The 18,907-nt window shown below is 57.6% G+C and carries 16 protein-coding genes and 1 pseudogene; 4 read left to right on the top strand and 13 right to left on the bottom strand.

Annotated elements, in window-relative coordinates:
- Window positions 1-3 precede the first annotated feature (3 nt).
- Both AD949_RS05445 and AD949_RS05440 read right to left on the bottom strand, forming a co-directional pair.
- A complete protein-coding gene (locus AD949_RS05445) occupies window positions 4-666 on the bottom strand; it encodes a 2OG-Fe(II) oxygenase (protein WP_048836704.1) in 663 nt (220 codons plus the stop codon).
- Between the two features lie 80 nt (window positions 667-746).
- Window positions 747-2,687 (bottom strand): AsmA family protein, encoded by a 1,941-nt coding sequence (locus AD949_RS05440; RefSeq protein WP_048836705.1) that lies wholly within the window; start codon window positions 2,685-2,687, stop codon window positions 747-749.
- Between the two features lie 235 nt (window positions 2,688-2,922).
- Between AD949_RS05440 and AD949_RS05435 the strand changes: the two genes are divergently transcribed.
- On the top strand, window positions 2,923-4,074 hold the full coding sequence (locus tag AD949_RS05435; protein WP_048836753.1) for an AI-2E family transporter: 1,152 nt from the start codon (window positions 2,923-2,925) through the stop codon (window positions 4,072-4,074).
- Window positions 4,075-4,097: 23 nt separating this feature from the next.
- On the opposite strand, the gene uvrB is transcribed toward AD949_RS05435, so the two are convergent.
- The 3 genes and pseudogenes from uvrB to AD949_RS05420 form a co-directional block, all read right to left on the bottom strand.
- Entirely contained in the window at window positions 4,098-6,386 is a 2,289-nt protein-coding gene (gene uvrB / locus AD949_RS05430) for an excinuclease ABC subunit UvrB (protein ID WP_048836754.1), read from the bottom strand.
- Between the two features lie 109 nt (window positions 6,387-6,495).
- Window positions 6,496-6,945, bottom strand: a complete 450-nt coding sequence (locus AD949_RS05425; RefSeq protein ID WP_048836706.1) for a hypothetical protein — start codon at window positions 6,943-6,945, stop codon at window positions 6,496-6,498.
- Window positions 6,946-7,038: 93 nt separating this feature from the next.
- A pseudogene (locus AD949_RS05420) lies at window positions 7,039-8,009 on the bottom strand (aldo/keto reductase).
- Between the two features lie 218 nt (window positions 8,010-8,227).
- Between AD949_RS05420 and AD949_RS05415 the strand changes: the two are divergent.
- Window positions 8,228-8,680, top strand: coding sequence for an NUDIX hydrolase (locus tag AD949_RS05415; protein ID WP_048836755.1), 453 nt, complete (start codon window positions 8,228-8,230; stop codon window positions 8,678-8,680).
- A gap of 143 nt (window positions 8,681-8,823) precedes the next feature.
- On the opposite strand, the gene AD949_RS05410 is transcribed toward AD949_RS05415, so the two are convergent.
- From AD949_RS05410 to AD949_RS05375, 8 genes are all read right to left on the bottom strand, one after another.
- On the bottom strand, window positions 8,824-11,763 hold the full coding sequence (locus AD949_RS05410) for a glycosyltransferase (protein ID WP_048836707.1): 2,940 nt from the start codon (window positions 11,761-11,763) through the stop codon (window positions 8,824-8,826).
- 170 nt (window positions 11,764-11,933) lie between these two features.
- The gene (locus AD949_RS05405) at window positions 11,934-12,449 is read right to left on the bottom strand and encodes a disulfide bond formation protein B (protein WP_174766785.1); all 516 of its coding nucleotides are present in this window, start codon (window positions 12,447-12,449) and stop codon (window positions 11,934-11,936) included.
- Window positions 12,446-13,792 carry an alpha,alpha-trehalose-phosphate synthase (UDP-forming) gene (locus AD949_RS05400; protein ID WP_048836709.1) on the bottom strand — a complete coding sequence of 449 codons (1,347 nt, stop codon included), beginning with the start codon at window positions 13,790-13,792 and terminating at the stop codon, window positions 12,446-12,448. The genes AD949_RS05405 and AD949_RS05400 overlap by 4 nt, the downstream gene beginning before the upstream one ends.
- 3 nt (window positions 13,793-13,795) lie before the next feature.
- Window positions 13,796-14,539 carry a trehalose-phosphatase gene (gene otsB / locus AD949_RS05395; RefSeq protein WP_048836756.1) on the bottom strand — a complete coding sequence of 248 codons (744 nt, stop codon included), beginning with the start codon at window positions 14,537-14,539 and terminating at the stop codon, window positions 13,796-13,798.
- A 156-nt stretch (window positions 14,540-14,695) separates the two neighbouring features.
- Window positions 14,696-15,286, bottom strand: coding sequence for a DUF2155 domain-containing protein (locus AD949_RS05390; RefSeq protein WP_244463438.1), 591 nt, complete (start codon window positions 15,284-15,286; stop codon window positions 14,696-14,698).
- Window positions 15,283-15,501, bottom strand: a complete 219-nt coding sequence (locus AD949_RS05385; protein ID WP_048836711.1) for a hypothetical protein — start codon at window positions 15,499-15,501, stop codon at window positions 15,283-15,285. The genes AD949_RS05390 and AD949_RS05385 overlap by 4 nt, the downstream gene beginning before the upstream one ends.
- A gap of 44 nt (window positions 15,502-15,545) precedes the next feature.
- Window positions 15,546-16,094 (bottom strand): outer membrane lipid asymmetry maintenance protein MlaD, encoded by a 549-nt coding sequence (gene mlaD / locus AD949_RS05380; protein WP_048836712.1) that lies wholly within the window; start codon window positions 16,092-16,094, stop codon window positions 15,546-15,548.
- A 56-nt stretch (window positions 16,095-16,150) separates the two neighbouring features.
- A complete protein-coding gene (locus AD949_RS05375) occupies window positions 16,151-16,519 on the bottom strand; it encodes an NADH-ubiquinone oxidoreductase subunit NDUFA12 family protein (protein WP_048836757.1) in 369 nt (122 codons plus the stop codon).
- 210 nt (window positions 16,520-16,729) lie between these two features.
- Here AD949_RS05375 and AD949_RS05370 point away from each other — a divergent pair, with 210 nt between their 5' ends.
- Entirely contained in the window at window positions 16,730-18,322 is a 1,593-nt protein-coding gene (locus AD949_RS05370) for a TSCPD domain-containing protein (RefSeq protein ID WP_048836713.1), read from the top strand.
- A 93-nt stretch (window positions 18,323-18,415) separates the two neighbouring features.
- Window positions 18,416-18,880: a RidA family protein gene (locus AD949_RS05365; protein WP_048836714.1), complete on the top strand. Its 465-nt coding sequence runs from the start codon at window positions 18,416-18,418 to the stop codon at window positions 18,878-18,880.
- Window positions 18,881-18,907 lie beyond the last annotated feature (27 nt).

Below are 18,907 nucleotides of genomic sequence, written 5' to 3'. Positions count from 1 at the left end.
TTCTCAGCGCGCGACGCCGGGAAGTGAGATTTTTTTTGCCAGAGCAGACAGTTGGTGCCGCCGCAGTTCAGACCGGGCGCGGGCATCTTCCGTCATATAATTCAGCTGGATAGTATAGCGTTGGCCAACAAACTGCCTGTGGCCGTGCCATGTTGTCGGGCCATTGGGGAAAATCAGCAGCGTGCCCTCCACCGGGGGCACTTCCTTTGCGTAATCTTCAATATCATGCGGGCCACGCAGCAGGCGCACACAGCCTTCTTGCTTTTGCCAGCTCTCTTCTTCCGCAGGGTTCAGATACAGCAGGACTGTCACGCGTTTGGCAAGCGAGTCCGTATGAATCCGGCCATCCTTTTCCCGTGTGCGGCCACGGATGGTCAGCATGGTCGGGGCATGATCGAGATCAAGATGGAACTTCTCGGCGATAATGCGCCGTAATTCCGGCCCTTCCATAGCCCGCACGACAGACTGCATCAGCGGGGAAAGCGTCAGGGCTGACGGCGGGAACGAGCCTCCGGACTGAATGTCCGGCAGGCTGGCAAACAGCCGGGGAATATCATCTTTACGGATGAAATGCGGGACAACCACATGCGGAAACGGCTCGCTACAGACAGGAGTCGAGGCCAGAGCCGCGTAATCCGGCTGTATGGAAGTGTCTGACATGGTCATGCGCTCCGTCCAGATATGAACACGTTATGAGGAGGACGGTAGAAGGGAAGTGCGGCGGGAACAAGTCCCGCCGCAACCGCTTACTTCCCAATAACCTGATAGCAGGCATTTTTCTGGGCAAACTGCTTCACTGCGGCAGGCAGGGTGTTCAGGCGTTCGGTCTGGGCCATCATGGCCCGTCCGTCAGCAGACCAGCTTGCCGGACGCACCTTCGGACTACTGAAACTCCCACTGACGCGCACCGGAATATCCAGCGCAAACCGCCCGGTGGTGGAGGCCTGCGTCCCGAACGTGAGGTCAAACCATTTCCGGTTCAGGTCAAACCGGGCATTGGCCGCTACAGTGCCGCTTCCCGTGCGGATGCGCAGTGGTAACGCCTGCCCTACGCCGCCGCGGGAACTCACAACCCCCAGCAGGCATGAAACCGGGGTCAGACCGGTTGGTTTGTTGAACAGCATCGCCAGATCAGCCGACGCAAGCCCGATTACCTTTTTTTCCAGACTGCCGCCGGTCATGGACACAGCGGCGGCCACATCCGCGCTTCGTACTGCTGCGTTCAGGGTTTTCTGGGTGGCGTCCGCCCGCATTTGCATATCGATACGCCCACGCAGCGGAATAGGGCCAAAACCCAGAGCCCGACGCAGCTTTTCAATGTCCACGCCGGAAACATTAACGGCAGCGCCAACATGCGCAGCCCCTTTGTCTGCCGCCTCAATCTTCCCAGAAGCTTTCAGCGTGGCCCCCATATAGTCAAGACCCAGCATTTCGACCGCCACAGCACCGGGGGTGACGGAGACAGCAAGTGCCACGTTGGAGAAAGTCAGTGCATTGTAAGACAGTTGTTTGACTGAAAGCTTTGCATCCACCAGCGGGTCCGGCGCACGATCAACCGTAAGCGGGATATCCGTATCAGACGAGGCACTGGTTTTCTGGCCACGCAGAAATTCATTCAGATTAAGTTTGCTGAACGCAATATCCGCCGTCACATGGTCAGGCTCGCCACGGCCACCTTCCACAAGGCGCATGAGTGTGATGGTCATCGGGTTATCCTTGACCATTCCCTTCCCCTGCGTGACGCTCCACACATTGCCGTCATGCTCAAACTGGCCAGACATTTGCATGGCAATATCCTGCTGAGCAGGCAGGCCGGCAATCTGCATCATCGGGTGGGATGTGGGGCTGTTGGCGGTCACAGCGCCTTTGATACCATCCGCATTGATCGGGTCCGTCGCAGTGCCTTTGAACGTGATGGTCAGGTCCCCGGATTTTGCTTCCATATCAATTCCATACGGCGTGTTGGTCTGCCGCAGGACTGAAAACGGCTGCAAGGTCGCGCTCATCGTGACAGGCGTATCGTTATACGCACCATCAACGGCTAGATGCACCGGCTTGTCCGCACCATCCGTCTGAAGTGAGACCGTCTTCAAGGTGGTGCGGAATTCTGACCCATGCGCGGTCCGGTAAATAACCTCTCCGTTCTGCACAGTCACATCCAGCGCCGTCGGGTAGTGGCTGCGGTCATCCAGACCCGTGGCGGCAGGATGCGGCTCAACCTTTGCGCCTGTGTCCGCCTGCTTGCCAAAACGCCAGTTTGGCAGATGTTCCGGCGTACGTTCCACCATGACATAGACATCTGAAATCGCGACATGGCGCACCAGCATCGGCCCATGCAGCAGGGAAGATACGTTCACTTCCGCCGCAAGATGCCCCACCCGCACCATATCCGGCCCCGTGCCGCCGGGAATATTCGCCAGACGAACCTTGGTCATATCCACCTTCAGCCAGCGGCCCGGTGTAACATGCAGGCTACCCACCTGCACGGTCCGCCCCAGTGCAGCGGTTGCGCGGCGCGCGACAAAGCCCCCTAGATCAATCTTATTGAGAAAAATCCAGCCCGCGCCCCCAGAGGCCGCCAGCAGGGCCACTGCCCCCACGCCCCCCCAGAGAACCCAGAAGCCTACCCCGCGCCGCTTTTTCTGCCCATCTGGCATGGCTTGTGTCTTATTCGTCTGGTCTGACATGCACGTCCTCAATTTCCCGCACCCGGTTTCCATCAAGGAACAGTGCGTCTCTTCCCGCCCTCTGGCAGTATCTAATGTCTCTTGTAGAAAAAAATGACGCCGCCGTCATGTCCACGATTGGACGGGCATAAACCGTCCGGCTGTCTGCCCCTTGCTGGTTTGCTATTCCATCGCCACTGTGGCGGCACGGAGCAACCGCACAGCGCATCCACTTAAAGGGATGAAAACGGACAAGATGACGACCAACACCTCTCACCATCCCGAGAAATCGATGCGCCAGACACGCGTCGTTCTGGCGGCCATGACGGCTGTTGGAATGATCTTGTGCTCACTCTGGGTTATCCGGCCGTTTCTCCCGGCAACCATCTGGGCCGTCACGATTGGGGTCACCACTTGGCCCCTGCTCCTGAAAATCCAGAAATTTCTGTGGGGCAGCCGTGGGCTGGCGGTCACCGTAACGTGTCTGGTCGCGCTGATCGTGTATGTCCTGCCCTTCTGGTTAGCCACAACCACTGTCCTGACCCACACGACGGAGCTGAAAACCCTTGCGGATTCCGCCCTGAGCTTCCGCATTCCCTCAGAACCGGCATGGATCGCGCACCTCCCTCTTATTGGCCCTAAAACCACCGTCTGGTGGCACCGGATTGAAAATGTGGGGTTGCCCCAGTTGGCTGACCGTATTTTGCCGGACACTGGCAAGATTATTGGCTGGGTGCTGAATTACGCGGGCAGCTTTGGCATGCTGGCGGTCCAGTTTCTGCTCACGCTGATTATTCTGGCAGCCGTCCACACGCGGGGCGAAGCCGCGGCACGACTGGTGATGAATTTTGGGTCCGCACTGGCTGGCAAGCGCGGTGTGGACATGGTTCTTCTGGCCGGACGAACCATTCGCGGGGTGGCGATTGGCGTTACAGTTACCGCCATTGTGGAAAGTGCCGTTGCGGGCGTAGGCATGGGCGTAACCGGCGTGCCGTGGGCCAGCATTTTAACAGCCGTCACCTTTATTGCCTGCCTGCTTCAGGCTGGCCCCGGTGTGACTCTTATTCCCGCAGTCATCTGGATGTTTTTCTTCCAGAGCGTCGGCTGGTCCATCGTGCTGCTGGCCTTTACCATTCTCTCTATTGTTATTGATAACCTGCTCCGCCCTTTCCTGATCCGCAAACAGGCCAATGTGCCGCTAGTACTGATTATGGTGGGGGTGATTGGCGGTCTGACGGCGTTCGGACTCGTCGGGATTTTTGTTGGGCCGATGATCTTATCCGTGACCTACACTCTGGTAAAAAGCTGGCTTTCCGAAGCAGACCAGCACTCTCTGACGGAAGAAACCCCGCAAACGTCCCTGCCTCCTCCGGCAAAGGACGCTCCCCAGTCTATGCAAGCAGGCTAAACGCTGGATTGAAAGAACGCGCCTCAGCTTTTGCTGCGGCTGCGCCCGCGTTTAGGTTTAGGCTCATACCCGCCGCCACCCGGCCCGAGCGGACGCGGCACCTGCTCTTTGTTGGGTTTGCGGCGGGATTGGGATTTCTGGCCCGCCGTGGAGTTCGGAACGGGTGGCACTTCCAGCCCCAGTTGCAACGCTTCCAACCGTTTGATTTCATCCCGCAGGCGGGCCGCCGTTTCAAATTCCAGATCAGCCGCGGCATCCCGCATCCGTTTTTCCAGACCGGCAATGGCCGCACCCAGATCCTGCCCAACAAATTCGGCCACCCCGGTCTCTTCATCCGGCGCCACAGTCACGTAATCCTGCTCAAACACGGAGGAGACAATCGTGCCGATATTTTTACGCACACTCTGCGGCGTAATGCCGTGGGCTTCGTTCCACGCCATCTGTTTTTCACGCCTGCGGGCGGTTTCCTCCACGGCGTATTTCAGAGAATCCGTCATTTTATCGGCATAAAGCAGCACCCGCCCATCCACATTACGGGCGGCGCGGCCAATGGTCTGGATGAGGGACGTGCGGGAGCGCAGGAAGCCTTCCTTATCGGCATCCAGAATGGCCACCAGCGAACATTCGGGAATATCCAGCCCCTCACGCAGCAGGTTAATACCAATCAGCACATCAAACGCGCCAATCCGCAGGTCCCGGATAATTTCAATCCGCTCCAGCGTATCCACGTCAGAATGCAGATAGCGGACCTTGATTCCGGCTTCATGCAGATAATCGGTCAGGTCTTCCGCCATGCGCTTGGTGAGTGTTGTCACCAACACGCGCCCGCCTTTGGCAACCGTGGCCCGACATTCCGCCAGCAGATCATCCACCTGATGTTCCACTGGACGAATATCCGTGACCGGGTCAATCAGCCCAGTCGGGCGAATAACCTGCTCGGCAAACACGCCGCCTGTGCGCTCCATTTCCCATGGTCCGGGTGTGGCGCTGACAAAAAGGCTCTGCGGGCGGAATTTGTCCCATTCGGCAAAGTTCAACGGGCGGTTATCAAGGCAGGAGGGCAGACGGAAACCGAACTCCGCCAGAATGGATTTGCGGGCATTATCCCCGCGCTCCATGCCGCCAATCTGCGGGACGGTCACATGGCTTTCATCCACAATCAGCAGGGCGTCTTCGGGCAGATATTCAAACAAAGTCGGTGGTGGATCACCCGGTTTGCGGCCTGACAGATAGCGGGAGTAATTCTCGATCCCCTTGCACACGCCGGTTGTTTCAATCATTTCCAGATCAAACGTGGTACGCTGGTCCAGCCGCTCGGCCTCTAGGAGTTTGCCCTCTTTGGTAAATTTATCGAGTTGCTCACGCAATTCCTGCTTAATCCCAACCACAGCCTGCTTCAGCGTGGGGCGCGGCGTGACGTAGTGGCTGTTTGCGTAAATGGTAATTTCCTGAAGATCGGCCGTCTTTTCACCCGTCAGCGGGTCAAACTCGATAATGCCGTCAATCTCGTCCCCAAACAGGGAGACACGCCAAGCGCGGTCCTCGTTCTGGACGGGGAAAACATCCACCGTCTCCCCGCGCACACGGAACGTACCGCGTGTGAAGGCCGCATCATTCCGGCGATATTGCAGTTCCACCAGTCCACGCACCAGACGGTCCCGGTCAATTTCCCCGCCCAGTTCCAGCTTCACGACCATGCGGGAATAGGTCTCGACCGAGCCGATACCATAAATGCAGGAAACAGACGCCACGATAATCACATCGTTCCGCTCCAGCAGCGCCTGCGTGGCGGCATGGCGCATCCGGTCAATCTGCTCGTTGATCTGGCTGTCTTTTTCAATATAGGTGTCAGACCGGGGCACATAGGCTTCCGGCTGGTAATAATCATAATAACTGACAAAATATTCGACCGCATTGTTGGGGAAAAACTGCTTCATTTCCCCATAAAGCTGTGCGGCCAGAGTCTTGTTGGGGGCCAGAATAAGGGTCGGCTTTTGGGTGGCCTCAATGACCTTGGCCATGGTGAAGGTTTTACCCGAGCCAGTCACACCCAACAGAACCTGATCGCGCTCATTGGTCTCAATGCCTTTCAGCAGATCAGCAATCGCCTGCGGCTGGTCTCCCGCCGGATCATACTCCGAGACCACTTCCATCCGCCGCAATTTGGGGCGAGCAGTCTGACGGTCCGGCTCAAAGGTCACAGCAGGCAGGCTTGCCGCTCGCTCGCTCAGCGTGCCGCGCTTCTTCCCGCGCGGCGCTGCCTTGGAAGAGGAAGAAAGAGGCGCGGAATCGGGAGCGGTGCGTGTAGCCATGGGTTCCAACATGGTGCGCGAACCTGCTGTCTGCAAGCCTCATCCTGAAGACACGCACCAGTCCTCAACAGCCTCCTGTCACGCTTATTAGCGGTCCGATCTGGCAGTCCTATTTCATGTGAAACAGCAGGCGCGAGAGCGGCGTGTGGGAGAGGACAATCACCACCATCCCCAACAGGATGACAAGCCTGCCGCCCACATAGGCGCTGGCTTGCAGGAGTTCATCCCGACTGGCCATATCCATAAAGCCATCCCGCCCGGCATAGCCGCTGGCAGCCCGCAAACCCCGATACCGGTTGAGTGCCTCAGAGGAAAGTCCAGCCTTGCTGAACAGACCCGCACTATACTGATCAAGGTCATCCTTGCGGAAATGAACAAGACCAGCGGACTGCCGCACACTGTCTGGCCCACCCCCCAGCAAGGCCAGAAGTCGCAGTCGGCTGGAGGATATGCCTAAATATTCCGCCGCCTGTGTCCGACTCAGGACTTGCTGGAGCGGAAACGGGCAGACGGTGGCCTGATGTGAAGGCCGGTCAGCAAGGGCAGGCGGCTTTTCCATGGGGCGTAAGCTTGCGGAAAAACACCGCGCTCCGTCAACGCTTTCCCCCGACCGCCAGCCCTGCGGTGACTACAGGTCTGGCCGCGTGCGTTGTTAGCTTCTGGCGGGAGGAGCCATAAACTCCGGCCCAACCGGGTCCGTGATATCGCGCGTCAGAATCGCATCAATAGCCTTCATATCCGCCTCATCCAGCGTCCAGCCGAAAGCCTCATCCACACCGCTTATCTGTTCCGGCTTTCTGGCACCCCACAGCGCGATGGTCGGCCCACGGTCCAGCACCCATCGGATTGCCAGAGCCAGCATAGTTTTACCGTGCTTGTCGGCAATGGCTTTCAAATCTTCCACCGCCTTCAGATACTGTCCAAAACGCGGCTGCTGAAACTTGGGGTCGCTCTTGCGCAGGTCATCCCCATCAAACTTACGGTCCACCGTCATACGGCCGGACAGCAGGCCACGGCACAGCGGCCCGTAGGCCAGCACGACCAGATTATTTTTGATGGCATACGGCAGAACGTCCTGCTCACTCTCCCGCTCAAACAGATTATAAGGCGGCTGAATAGTGGCCAGAGGCGCAAATTTACGGAACTCATCCATCTGCGCGGGTGAGAAATTGCTCACACCTTGCCGTCCTTCACCAGCTTTTCAAGAGCGCGGGCCGTTTCTTCCATCGGCGTTTTCGGGTCTGGCCAATGGACCTGATAGAGGTCGATATGGTCCGTACGTAGGCGGCGGAGAGAGTCTTCAATTTCCTGCGCGATACGGGCGGGGCGGCTGTCACGGAACACTTTTCCGTCCTGCCAGTGCAGCGCCACCTTGGTTGCCAGAATGACCTTGTCCCGCTTGCCTTCAAGCGCGCGGCCAATCACATCTTCCGAATGGCCGAACCCATAAACAGGCGCGGTATCAATGACGTTAATGCCCAGATCCAACGCCTTATCAATGGTTCTGGCCGCATTGGCATCATCCGGACCACCCCACATGGACCCGCCAATGGCCCATGTCCCCAGAGCAATGCGGGATGCGGGCTTGGCAAGCCCCGGAATGGTAAGGGTTTCTGCCGTCATGATCAGATACTCCTGCAACGTATTACAAAACACGCCCACCCGTGCGGTCCTGTAAAAGGACCAGACAGGCAGAACTCGTCTAATTTAAACGCCCTTGCCCCGAACTGTTGCATGACACAGGCGAAAGGCCGGCATGTTTCCAACGGGAGGCATCTCTCTTACCGCACTGCCCCGTTCACCACTTGACCCCTGACGGGAAATTTTTGCATTTTCTCATCATGACAAAAACATCCCCTTCCTTCATGCCGCGTGTGGGCGTTCTGGCTCTTGTCCGGCATGGCCAGAACGTTCTGTTGGTGCGCCGGGCCAATGCGCCGGATGCGGGCTTGTGGGGCTTTCCCGGCGGACGCGTTGAAGCCGGAGAAACGCTGTTTGAAGCCGCTGAGCGTGAATTAAAGGAAGAAACGGGCCTGACAGCCCATGCCAGCAAAACCGTTGAGGTGTTTGACAGCCTGCACCACACCCCCGATGGCACACTCGCGTTTCATTATGTGATTATTGCCGTGCTGTGTGAGGAGTCTACACCCACTCCCACCACGCCAACGGCGTCAGACGATGCGCTTGAAGCAAGGTGGTTTTCTTATGAAGACGTTAGCTTACTCGGCAGTAAAGCCTGCGCACGGCTGTTTGAACTGACGCAAAAAATTATAACGGACCCTGCGCAGGCTTGAATTTTGTCGTGCGCCCATCGGCCTTTTACACACGGCGCGCACTCAAAAACCATGCTGAAATCTGACGGGCTTTGCAGGCTCTGGTGCCACAGCACGCACCGACATAAACCCGTCGCTCTCAGTTTCCCTGCACAAACACCGTCTTATTGAAAGTTAAGAAGGGCTTTGAGCTGTTCGAGATATTTTGCGCGGGAGTGGTCTTCCTGCATCCGCGTGAGCGCATGTTCCCGAACGCTCTCCCACAGCGTTTTATCCTCATAAAGTCGGACGATGGCATCCGCGAACGCCTGAGGGTCTGTCGTGCTGACACTCAGCATGTCCTCTCCCGGCGTCCAGCCGACCTGCTCACACAGGATGGAGGATGCCACAATGGGCAGACCGTGCGCTGCGGCCTCATGAATTTTATACGGAATACCGGCGGCAAAGCGTGTAGGCGCCACAAAAACCCGATGGCTATCATACACAGGCCCAACGGCTGCAACCCGGCCGATCAGATTGATACGTGGATTTTTTGCCAGAGGTGACAGATCAACTTTGGGATTGATATAGCCACAGACAGTAAACTTCACATCATCTGGCAAACGCCCTTCCAGAAGAGGCAAAACCTGACCGCTGAACCATGCCAGTGAGTCCACATTGGGGGAATCACTATCATGCATCGCGCCAAGGAATAGAATATCCCGCCGAGCCTCCCATCCGGGAGAATAGGGAAGCGGCTTTTGCATATGCCCAAGCACACCCACGTTCGGGAAACCATTTTTCTTGAGGATTTCTGCATCCTTATTGTTCACAGCAACAATTTTCTCGGCCATGAACAAATGTCGGAACTCATGCTTGAGCATTTCCTCAACAGATTGTTCAGGCACGCCATCACCGCGGAGAACGCGCTTCTGGTGCTCACGGGGGGCTGCTACTGCCTCGGTGTCAATAATGACAGCGTGGGAGGAAATGGCATCCGCGCACTGCATCAACACCGGTGCCAGACGGTCCGCATTATGGGTACGGGCAATCCACACCAGATCATAATAACCAGCACGGGATTTGATGAAGTCTTCCAGCTCCGGCAGTTCCCGGTCCCAGATCACTTCAGCCCGATCCGGGAAAGAACTACAGATTTCTTCCATCGGCTCTGTCGGGCGATAAACCGGATACACTGTCACATGGTATCCCAGTTCAATCATGCTCCGGATGACATCATTGGACCGGGTAAACCCTGACCCAAGGAAGCGATACGGCAGGCGGTCCTCAATAAACAGAATACGCTTCTGCCGCGTGGCGGAAGACCGCGCCCGCACCAATAGACGCTCATGGAACAGATTTTTCTGTCGCAGATAATTCCCATGTTTTTTACGGAAAGTTTCCTGATTCCGCGCAATCATGGATGCCCCGCTGATAAAGCCGGAGGTTCCATATTCATAGTGAATCACCACAATCGAGGGGTCATACACCACATCAAACCCGGCTTCATGAATCCGGAGGCAGAGGTCCGTTTCCTCAAAATAGGCCGGAGCATAGTCCGTATCAAATCCGCCCAACTGTTTGAGCAGGTCGGTCCGGACCAGCAAAAACGCGCCAGAGCAGAAATCCACTGAACGAACAAAATTGGCTTCTGGCACATCCGGGCGTCTGTCCCGCAGATAACCGCAGACAGAACCATCCCGCCACACAATGCTTCCAGCTTCCTGTAACATTCCGTTGGTACGGACCAGTTTGGCCCCCACCGCCCCGGTTTTTGGTTCACTCCGCAGCCGCGCCAGTGCATTGCCAGTAGCACCGGACACCAACTCTAGATCATTATTCAGATAGAGCGTGAAAGGGCCACGCACTTTTTCAAGGGCCGCGTTACAGCCAAGCAGGAATCCGATATTCCCCGGAAAGCGGATAACTTCCAGCCCACGCACATGCTGTTCGATCATCCGCATGCCGTCGGTTGAGCCGGAATCCACCACAATAACCTGCATCGGGCCGTTATAATTGGCCCGCAAAGATGCCAGTGCACTTAATGTCATGGCAAAATGGTTATGGGCAATAATGATAACGGTAAAATCAGGATATTCGTAGGTAAAATCCAGCGTTCCGTTCAGCAGAAGCGGCATCCGGATACGGCACATTTCATGATAGATTTTTTTTGAAATATGCTCGCTTTCTTTCTGGAACGCGGCATCATCTTCTAGTCTGCCCCCATGCGCGATGTAGTGCGCGAAGGCATCGGCATAATCTCCACGATTGACTTCCTGCTGGACCGTTGGATTGCGGTAATAGCCTTCCAGATCCACCGTAGAGAGTGGCTTGCGCAGTTCATGCACGCCATATTTCAAAAAATGCTCAAAGAAATTGCGGAAATTTCCGCTTTCTACTGCTCCAGAAACATCGTTATTGATGCTGCCGTAAAATTCCTCGGAAAAATACGGGTCCGGATTAAACAGCGTGGGCGTTTTATTGACCAGATAATGGTGCAGGGCGGACGTCCATTCTCTGGCATCCAGTTCCTTCCGCACTTCTGGATAGGTTTCCAGATACCATTCCGGGTCAAAATACCAAGACAGCCTGTGACCGTAGCCGGTGACAGGCGTTGTGGCCCGTACACACTGGGAATATGGACCCAGCTCCAGTGTTGTTGCCTGACCGCCTTTTAAATAGGCGTTCGGATCAAAAAACCACGACCCGCTGCTATACTGGAAATCCCCAATATTCAGGTAATGGTCATACCCGTTTCTGAAGCCCAGTTCAGCGAGACCGACATCCGAAATATCCGGATGCCGCTTTAAATAATAAGCCTCATCAAACAGCCAGTGCGGATTATGGGAGGTAAAGCCTTTCTGGCAGTAATGCTCAAAACCGGACCGGAAATCTCCGCGGATAATCTGCTCCGCAACGTCAGGATATTTGCTGAGATACCAGTCTTCATCAAAATAAGGATTGGGGGAGTGTTTAAGGCTGATACCCTTGTCTTTATAAAATTCCTGAACAGCCTCATCTGTCTGAACCTGCAAAAAATTCAGAACATCTTTGTATTTTTCTTTATACCAGACAGAATCAAATACACTCCAGTCCAGCTTCTTATTTTTATCAGAGCTCGTCATTTAAATTTCCCAAGACTGTCCAGTTGAGCGTAACTATAATATTTAGGCAAAACGAGGCAACAAGCCCCGCTTGTCTTTCTATAGAGTATTACCATAGGACAACAGCCGGGAACAGAACCCGCCAACGGCGTTAAGCCAGATAAAACCGGCTGCTTCTACTGTCTTACGTCTTAATAAAATATTCTGCGGACTGCCCGGCTGACGCGATAGCGCCAGAGGCCAAACGCCCCCAAGATAGCCGCCGCATAAAGCCCACCCATGACAGACATGGACAAAGGCAGACCCGGCACAAGATAGGTGGGAGCGTCACACGGCTTGGACGGTAGCAGCGGCATGGACGCCAGACGCTCCGCCATGGTGGTGCCTGTAATATGAGGCGTCAGGCACCCCGGCAATGGGCTGGGCCACCAGCCCCACTCCACACCGGCATGGCAAAACGCCAGTCCGACAGAAGCCAACAGGGTTGGCACGCAAAGCCACAGGACCGGCCCGCCCGCCATGCCGGGCAGGAGCACATCCACCACGCCAATAACAATCAGCACACGCCACGGCCAACGCTCAACCAGACAGAGCTCGCACGGCATGATGTGCAGAACATGCTCCACCCACCACGCAATACCGAGCGCCAAAACCCCAGCCAGTGCGAGGAAAATACCCATTTTTCTATTAGAGAAAGCATATCTCACGCTGAACGGGCCTTACCAAGAGCCTGAATAAAATCACGCGCCCATGTTAGCGCCGTTACCCGCCAGACATCCGGCTCCAGATGATCCCAGCGCGCCTGCCGCTCTCCATTGGGCATGGTCAAAGCCTTGTGCAGAGCATCCGCAATTTCGTCCGCATCATGCGGATTGACCATAAGGGCGGCTTCCATATCTGGCGCGGCACCCGCAAAACGGGAGAGAATCAGCACCCCCGGATCAGCTTTATCCTGCGCCGCGACATATTCCTTGGCCACCAGATTCATACCGTCCCGCAAAGGAGTTACAAGGGCGACATCTGCCAGCCGATAGAAGCTGGCGAGCAGGGTGCGCGGCACAGAATGAGTGAGATACCGGATTGGTGTCCAGTCAAATTCCCCATATGTGCCGTTAATGCGGCCAGCCGCAGCATCCAACTCCTGCCGCAAAGCACGATATTCCGGCACATTTCCACGGGAGACGGGAGCAACCTGAAGATAGACCACCTTCCCCCGATGCTCCGGGTAGCGTTCCAGAAAAACTTCATACCCCCGAAAACGCTCTGGCAATCCTTTGGAATAGTCCAGCCGGTCCACCCCGATAATAAAGGGTTTGCCACGCAAGCTTTCCTTCAGGCGCTGGACCTCCAGGTTAGCCAGCCCGTCTGCCGCCTGTTTGGCAAAACTGTCCGGGTCAATCCCGATCGGGAAGACCTCCGCCTTTGCCGTTGCGCCGACCATGGAGAACCCGTCATTCATGTTCCGGGCGTCATCCTCGGTCTGCACACCAATCACATCATACGCCTGCATGGACCGCAGGAGCGAATGCGCTTCCGGCAACGCACGCATCAGGCTCCATGGCGGGAACGGGATATGCAGGAAAAACCCGATGGGGGCCGCAACCCCCAGATCCCGCAGCGCCTGCCCAAGCGGGAACAAATGATAATCATGAATCCAGATTTGGTCACCCGGCTGCAAAAGCGGCAATAATTTTCGGGCAAACATCTCATTAACATTTTGGTAAATAATCTGGTCTTTACGCTCATAATCCATCAGGCCAGCGCGATAATGGCAGAGGGGCCAAAGAATGCCGTTGGAATATTTCTGGTAAAATCCATCATATTCCGCGTGGGTCAGGTCAATGGTGGCGTAGGTGATGTTCTCCACCGTATCGACATTCACCGCATGATCATGCCCGACCTTTTCAGAAACCTGCTGACCGGACCAACCAAACCACAGGCAGCTTCCTTCCTTAAGCGCCGAACGCAGGGCTACGGCCAGCCCGCCAGCGGGCTGCAACCGGTCCCGCGGCGCGGGAACCCGGTTGGAAACAACAACTAAACGCCCCATTGTTCAGTTCTCCCCTTCAACCAGAGTGGTCAGCCAAGCCCGAAAGGCTGTGGGGTTGGGAAAATCTGTCGGAATACGCAGGCCGATGCCGCCAAGGCGGCGGGCTTCGGCCATTCCGTCTTCATCCGTCACGTCATCCCCCACAAAGATGGGCTTTCTGCCAGCAAAGGGCGCGGACTTCATCAACATGCTGACCGCATACCCTTTATCCACCCCGGCAGCACGAACTTCCCACGCCATTTTTGCCGTCTGGACTTCAAAGGCCCCGTGAGTGTCTTTTACCCAGTTCTCGGCAGCCTTACGCAAGGCAGCGCCGGCTTCCGGCACGGCGCGATAATGCAGGACAAAGCCCCCCGGCTTATGTTCCAGCCGAGCACCGGGCCATGCCGCAACAAGAGCGCGGGCTTCAGCAAACCAGTCTTGCGGCATTTGTGGGAGAGCCGCCCGCTCAATCGGGCCACCGGGACGATGCCGCACGGCAATGCCGTGTTCACCCGCCACGGCAAAAGGAATATCCCCTAGAAAATGATCAATCTGATCAATCGAACGACCGGATACAATGGCCAGCGCATCCCCACACGCTGCCCGCAGACGGCGCAGGGTATCCGGCAATCCCTCCGGCACAACAATAGAGTCTGGCGTCGGTGCTATATCGACCAGAGTTCCGTCAAAATCTAAAAGGAACGCCGCCTGATCCAGAGAGGGAACCTGAAAGCGAAAGTCCTGACTGGAAGAAGAACCGACCACGTGCACCTCGTCTCATTTTGCTACAGGCTCAATCAGCCGAAAGCTGACCTGACCCGAAGTCTGCCTCTGAACGATGCCTGACCCGGAATGACCAGACAACACCTCCTAAAGGCAAGACAGACAACACAGCCATGACATGGTCGGGCCTGTCCGCCTCTAATATTCTCCACCGGATTCAGGAGTGGCCGGAGGCGTATCCCCCGCAGGCGGCGCACTGGAGCCCGCCCTAGTGGCATCGGACGCGGGCTTATCGCCCCCGGACGGAGCTAACACCGGCGCAGCAGGTGTCGGCAAAGGCGGGGCCATCGGGGCAACGTCCGCCCCCTCACACCGCACCATCCGCACATCATACACAGCGCTTTCAAACACGCCCAAACCCGGTTCCGCCGCCAGCATCCAGCCTTTAAAGGTTGCCCCATCCGGGTGCGTATCATGCAGTTCCAGCCAGCCCGCCGCATCGGGAGACAGGGTTTTGGGCCGCTCCAGACACCGGCCTGCGGTAAGGTCCAAACTCTTGTAATGCGCGGTGGTTCCCGCAGGGATTGTCAGCACTTCAACATGCGCATCCAACCGGTCCAGCACCCGCACCACGGCGGTTCCCTTACCCTGCCACACGCCCGGCGCGTAAACGGCGGGCGGAGCCAGAGGTGTGCCGACTGCCTGCGCCTTGGGCGTTACGCTCCAGCCACTTGCCGCCGCTATCAGGCCACCCAGAGCAGCGAGACGGGAAAAATGCTTCATGCTCATGCTTTATGTCCGTGATGGGGCGACTGGAGAGAGGCAACAAGATCCGTCAGATGCGCGCGCATGGCGTGTTCGCTGACACCCATCAACACGGCATCCTCGAAAGCATCGCGCAGGATGCCCTGCACTTCCTGCCAGTTTTCTTCCAGCACACGCAGCTTTTCCTGACAGGAGACAGGCTCACCATCCGCCTGCATCCATCGTTTCGGGCTTTCCATAGGGGTCCGTCCTCTTCAGGCCGTCAACGTCAGTGGAGCACCGCTCATGGCAGGTCACCCTTCCCTGCATTGCCTGCTGCGGGGGCTTTTCCGTCCGCCGCATCTTTGTTCGCGCGGGTCAGCGTATCAGTCACCGAGAAGATGAACTTGCTGAGGAGCTGTTCCAGACTAATGGAGCCCTGAGTCTCACTCATAGTCGCACCCGGCGCCATCGTATGGTCATCCCCACCGGGGGAGAGGGCGATGTATTTACCGCCCAGAAGGCTGTCACTGGTAATAATGGCGGCACTGTCCGTCGGCAGCTTGATGTCTGGCCGCACGGTAAAGGTGACTTCCGCCTTGAAAGTGGAGGGATTAACCCGCTCGGAGACAACCTGCCCGACCGTAACCCCGGCAAGACGCACATCCGAGCCCACGCCAAGCCCGTCAATATGGGAAAAACCCGCATGCAGCCGGTAGCCGGTAGTGTCGGTTTTGCGCCCTTCCCCCACCACGGCGGCAATAAGCATCAGCCCGAGCAGGCCGAGAACAAGAACGCCGGTCACCAGTTCAAGTGACGTGCGCCGGGGTTTTACTGCCGTTACTGAAGCCATGCGTCCTGTTTACTCCCTGTCCAGAACCGTGACCTTAGCAGGGAATGCGTTGCAGATCACGCGTCAGGAGACCAGGATTCGTAATCTCCCGTCGCAGGTGGATGCTGGCCAGTTTTATAGGGGCTGCCAGTCGGACGGTACGCCTGCGCAGTTCCCGTCAGGTTTGGCTGATGCGGCAACTGCCACGGCTTGCGCTCTTCCTGCGGGATCGGCGCATCTATTGTGTGGTGCAGCCAGCCCCACCATTCCGGCGGCACGGCGGAAGGGTCTTCTCCCTTCAGATAGATCACCCAGCGTTCGGGCCGGTCCACACCGCCGCCACGTCGGGCCGGGCCTGTGGATTCGTAATAGCATCGTCCGTCACAATCTTTGCCAATAAGGCGACCTTTGCGGCGGGTATGCAGCCATGTTCCGAAGTTTACCATGAGAACAAGGATAAGACTCCACAGGCCCACTGGTCCATGTTTTTCAGGGCGCGGGCGATCAACTCCACTCGATCAGACCGCGCACGGCACGGGCCAAATCAGCCGTTTGAAAAGTTATCCCCCATATCCTCGTTATACCGAGCATTATATACCGCAAATGATTACTCACCCGGGTTCCACCGTTATTTGGGACGCGCGTAGAGTAGCCCCATGACAAAAGCCAGACGCCATTGGAACGGCGTGCTTATGAGCACGCTGCAAGCCGCAGCAGACCCGGATGCTCCCCTGCGCTCCGTAACTCTGCCCGCTGAGTGGGATGCCGACGCGGCCTCCGCTCTGGCCCAGCTTGTGCCCGGCACAGGCGCCATTGATCTTGCCAGCACGGCCTCCCGCTGGGTGGACGCGCTGACGCAGGATGATGCGACAGCCCGCTCGCTAGTGTGGCTGCTGCTGTTGCGGCAAGCCGCGCCTACGGAGCCCGTCTGGTCCTGCGCGTTTGACCGCCCACCCGGCTTTCTGGTCAATCTGGCGGCCTTTATCTCCCCCGGTGAGGGCTTTGCGGCGGAAACCTTTGTGGCCGCCATCCGCCTGCTCTCTTCTGTTCTGCGCAATGCGGCCCACACCACGGCGGACCAGCGCAACGGAGAACTGCCGCTGCCTGACCTGTTCGCACCAGCGCCAGCGGAACAGGCCACCACCAAAGCCGTGACCAAAGACGCAACCCAAGACTCGTCAGCAAAAAACAGCGCGGATCAGCCCGCGCCACCCGTTATCGCGGGTGACATCCTGCTGACCAATCTGGATGCCTGTCTGGCTGGAGTCGGTCTGGATTATGATAGTGAGGATGGCCGCGCCGCCGCCTGCGCCATTGCAACACTGGCCACGCTGACCGCCCATTCCGGCACCGGCCCGGAGTCCCTGCCGCTGCCGCCGGTGCGCACCGTCCTGCCGGGTCTGAGCGAGACGCTCCGCGCTGTCTGGCGGGAAGCCGCCGTTGCGACCGAAACGCCGCTGGCCACTGTGGAAACCGGCTTTTCCACCTGTAGCGCTGTGGATGGCCTGCTGGGCGTGGAGGCCTGCGGTCTGGCCCCCGTTTTCTCCCTGCTCCGGCCGGATGGTCGACTGGCAACCAGCACACGCAACCGTCTAGACGCCCGGGATTTCACAACAGAGACCGCACTTGCCGCCGCTCTGGCGGGCGAGACCGTACTCCCCCTGCCCGGCCCGAACGCCCACATGGCCATGTATCGCGCCCTGACCGGCTTTATCGACCGGATGCCCGCCCGGCCGGACCCTGCTGCCCAGATTCTGGTGCGCAGACTGGAACGCGGGATGCGCCGCGCCCTACCGCAGCGCCATGGGGGCTTTACGCAGAAAACCAGCATTGGCGGCCACCGGCTGTTTCTGCGCACAGGGGAATATGAAGACGGCACACTGGGTGAACTCGCACTGAACCCCACGCGGGAAAGCCCTATGGTCCGGGGCCTGATGGAAAGCTTTGGCGAGGCTGTGAGCATCGGCCTGCAATATGGCGCGCCGCTGGAGGCGTATGTCAGCAGCTTTGCCTATTCCTGTTTTGGTCCCTCCGGCACGGTGGAGGGAGACCCCGTAGCTACTTACGCTACCTCCATGCTGGACTATACGTTTCGCGCCCTGTCCGACGCCTATCTGAACAAAAAACTGCCCGATGGCCCGCATCAGGACAGCCAGATGGACCCGGATCCGCTCCTGCCGCTTGATTTCCCGGCGCAGGAGAGCGACCCTGTCGCCCGCAAACGTGGCAGCCTGCGGCTGGTCAGCTAGCCCCGGTCCGGCATAGGGTCCGCCATAGAACCTCCAGAATCTGGCATGGATTCTGCCAGAACAGTCACCAGACAGAATAAGGATCAGTCCCTCATGAGCACCACACCTGAAGCCCGCCTGAAAGACCTTGGCATCACGCTGCCCACGCCCGCAGCGCCCGTAGCTAACTATGTTGCCTGCGTGCAGAGCGGCAATCTGCTGGTTGTCTCCGGCCAGCTTCCTCTGGCGGATGGCAAGCTGTTCGCCACCGGCAAGCTGGGCGGTTCTGTCTCTGTCGAGACCGCCGTGGACGCCGCGCGTTACAGCATGATCAACCTCATCGCACAGGTCAAAGCTGCTGTGGGCGACCTCAGTCGCGTAAAGCGGGTTGTACGTCTGGGCGGCTTTATTGCCTGCACCCCGGAGTTCACCGCCCATGCATCCGTCATGAATGGCGCATCCGATCTGGCTGTTGAAGTCTTTGGTGACGCCGGACGCCATGCGCGCTCCACCGTTGGCGTGCCCTCTCTGCCGCTGGATGCGCCGGTTGAAGTCGAAGGTCTGTTTGAAATCGCCTGAATTTTGAAAATGCGTGAATGACGGGGG

Origin of the sequence: Acetobacter orleanensis (assembly GCF_001581005.1) — a bacterium.
Taxonomy (GTDB): domain Bacteria; phylum Pseudomonadota; class Alphaproteobacteria; order Acetobacterales; family Acetobacteraceae; genus Acetobacter; species Acetobacter orleanensis.
The sequence above is the reverse complement of the archived record's forward strand: the minus strand, read 5'-3'. Positions and strand labels throughout refer to the sequence as shown.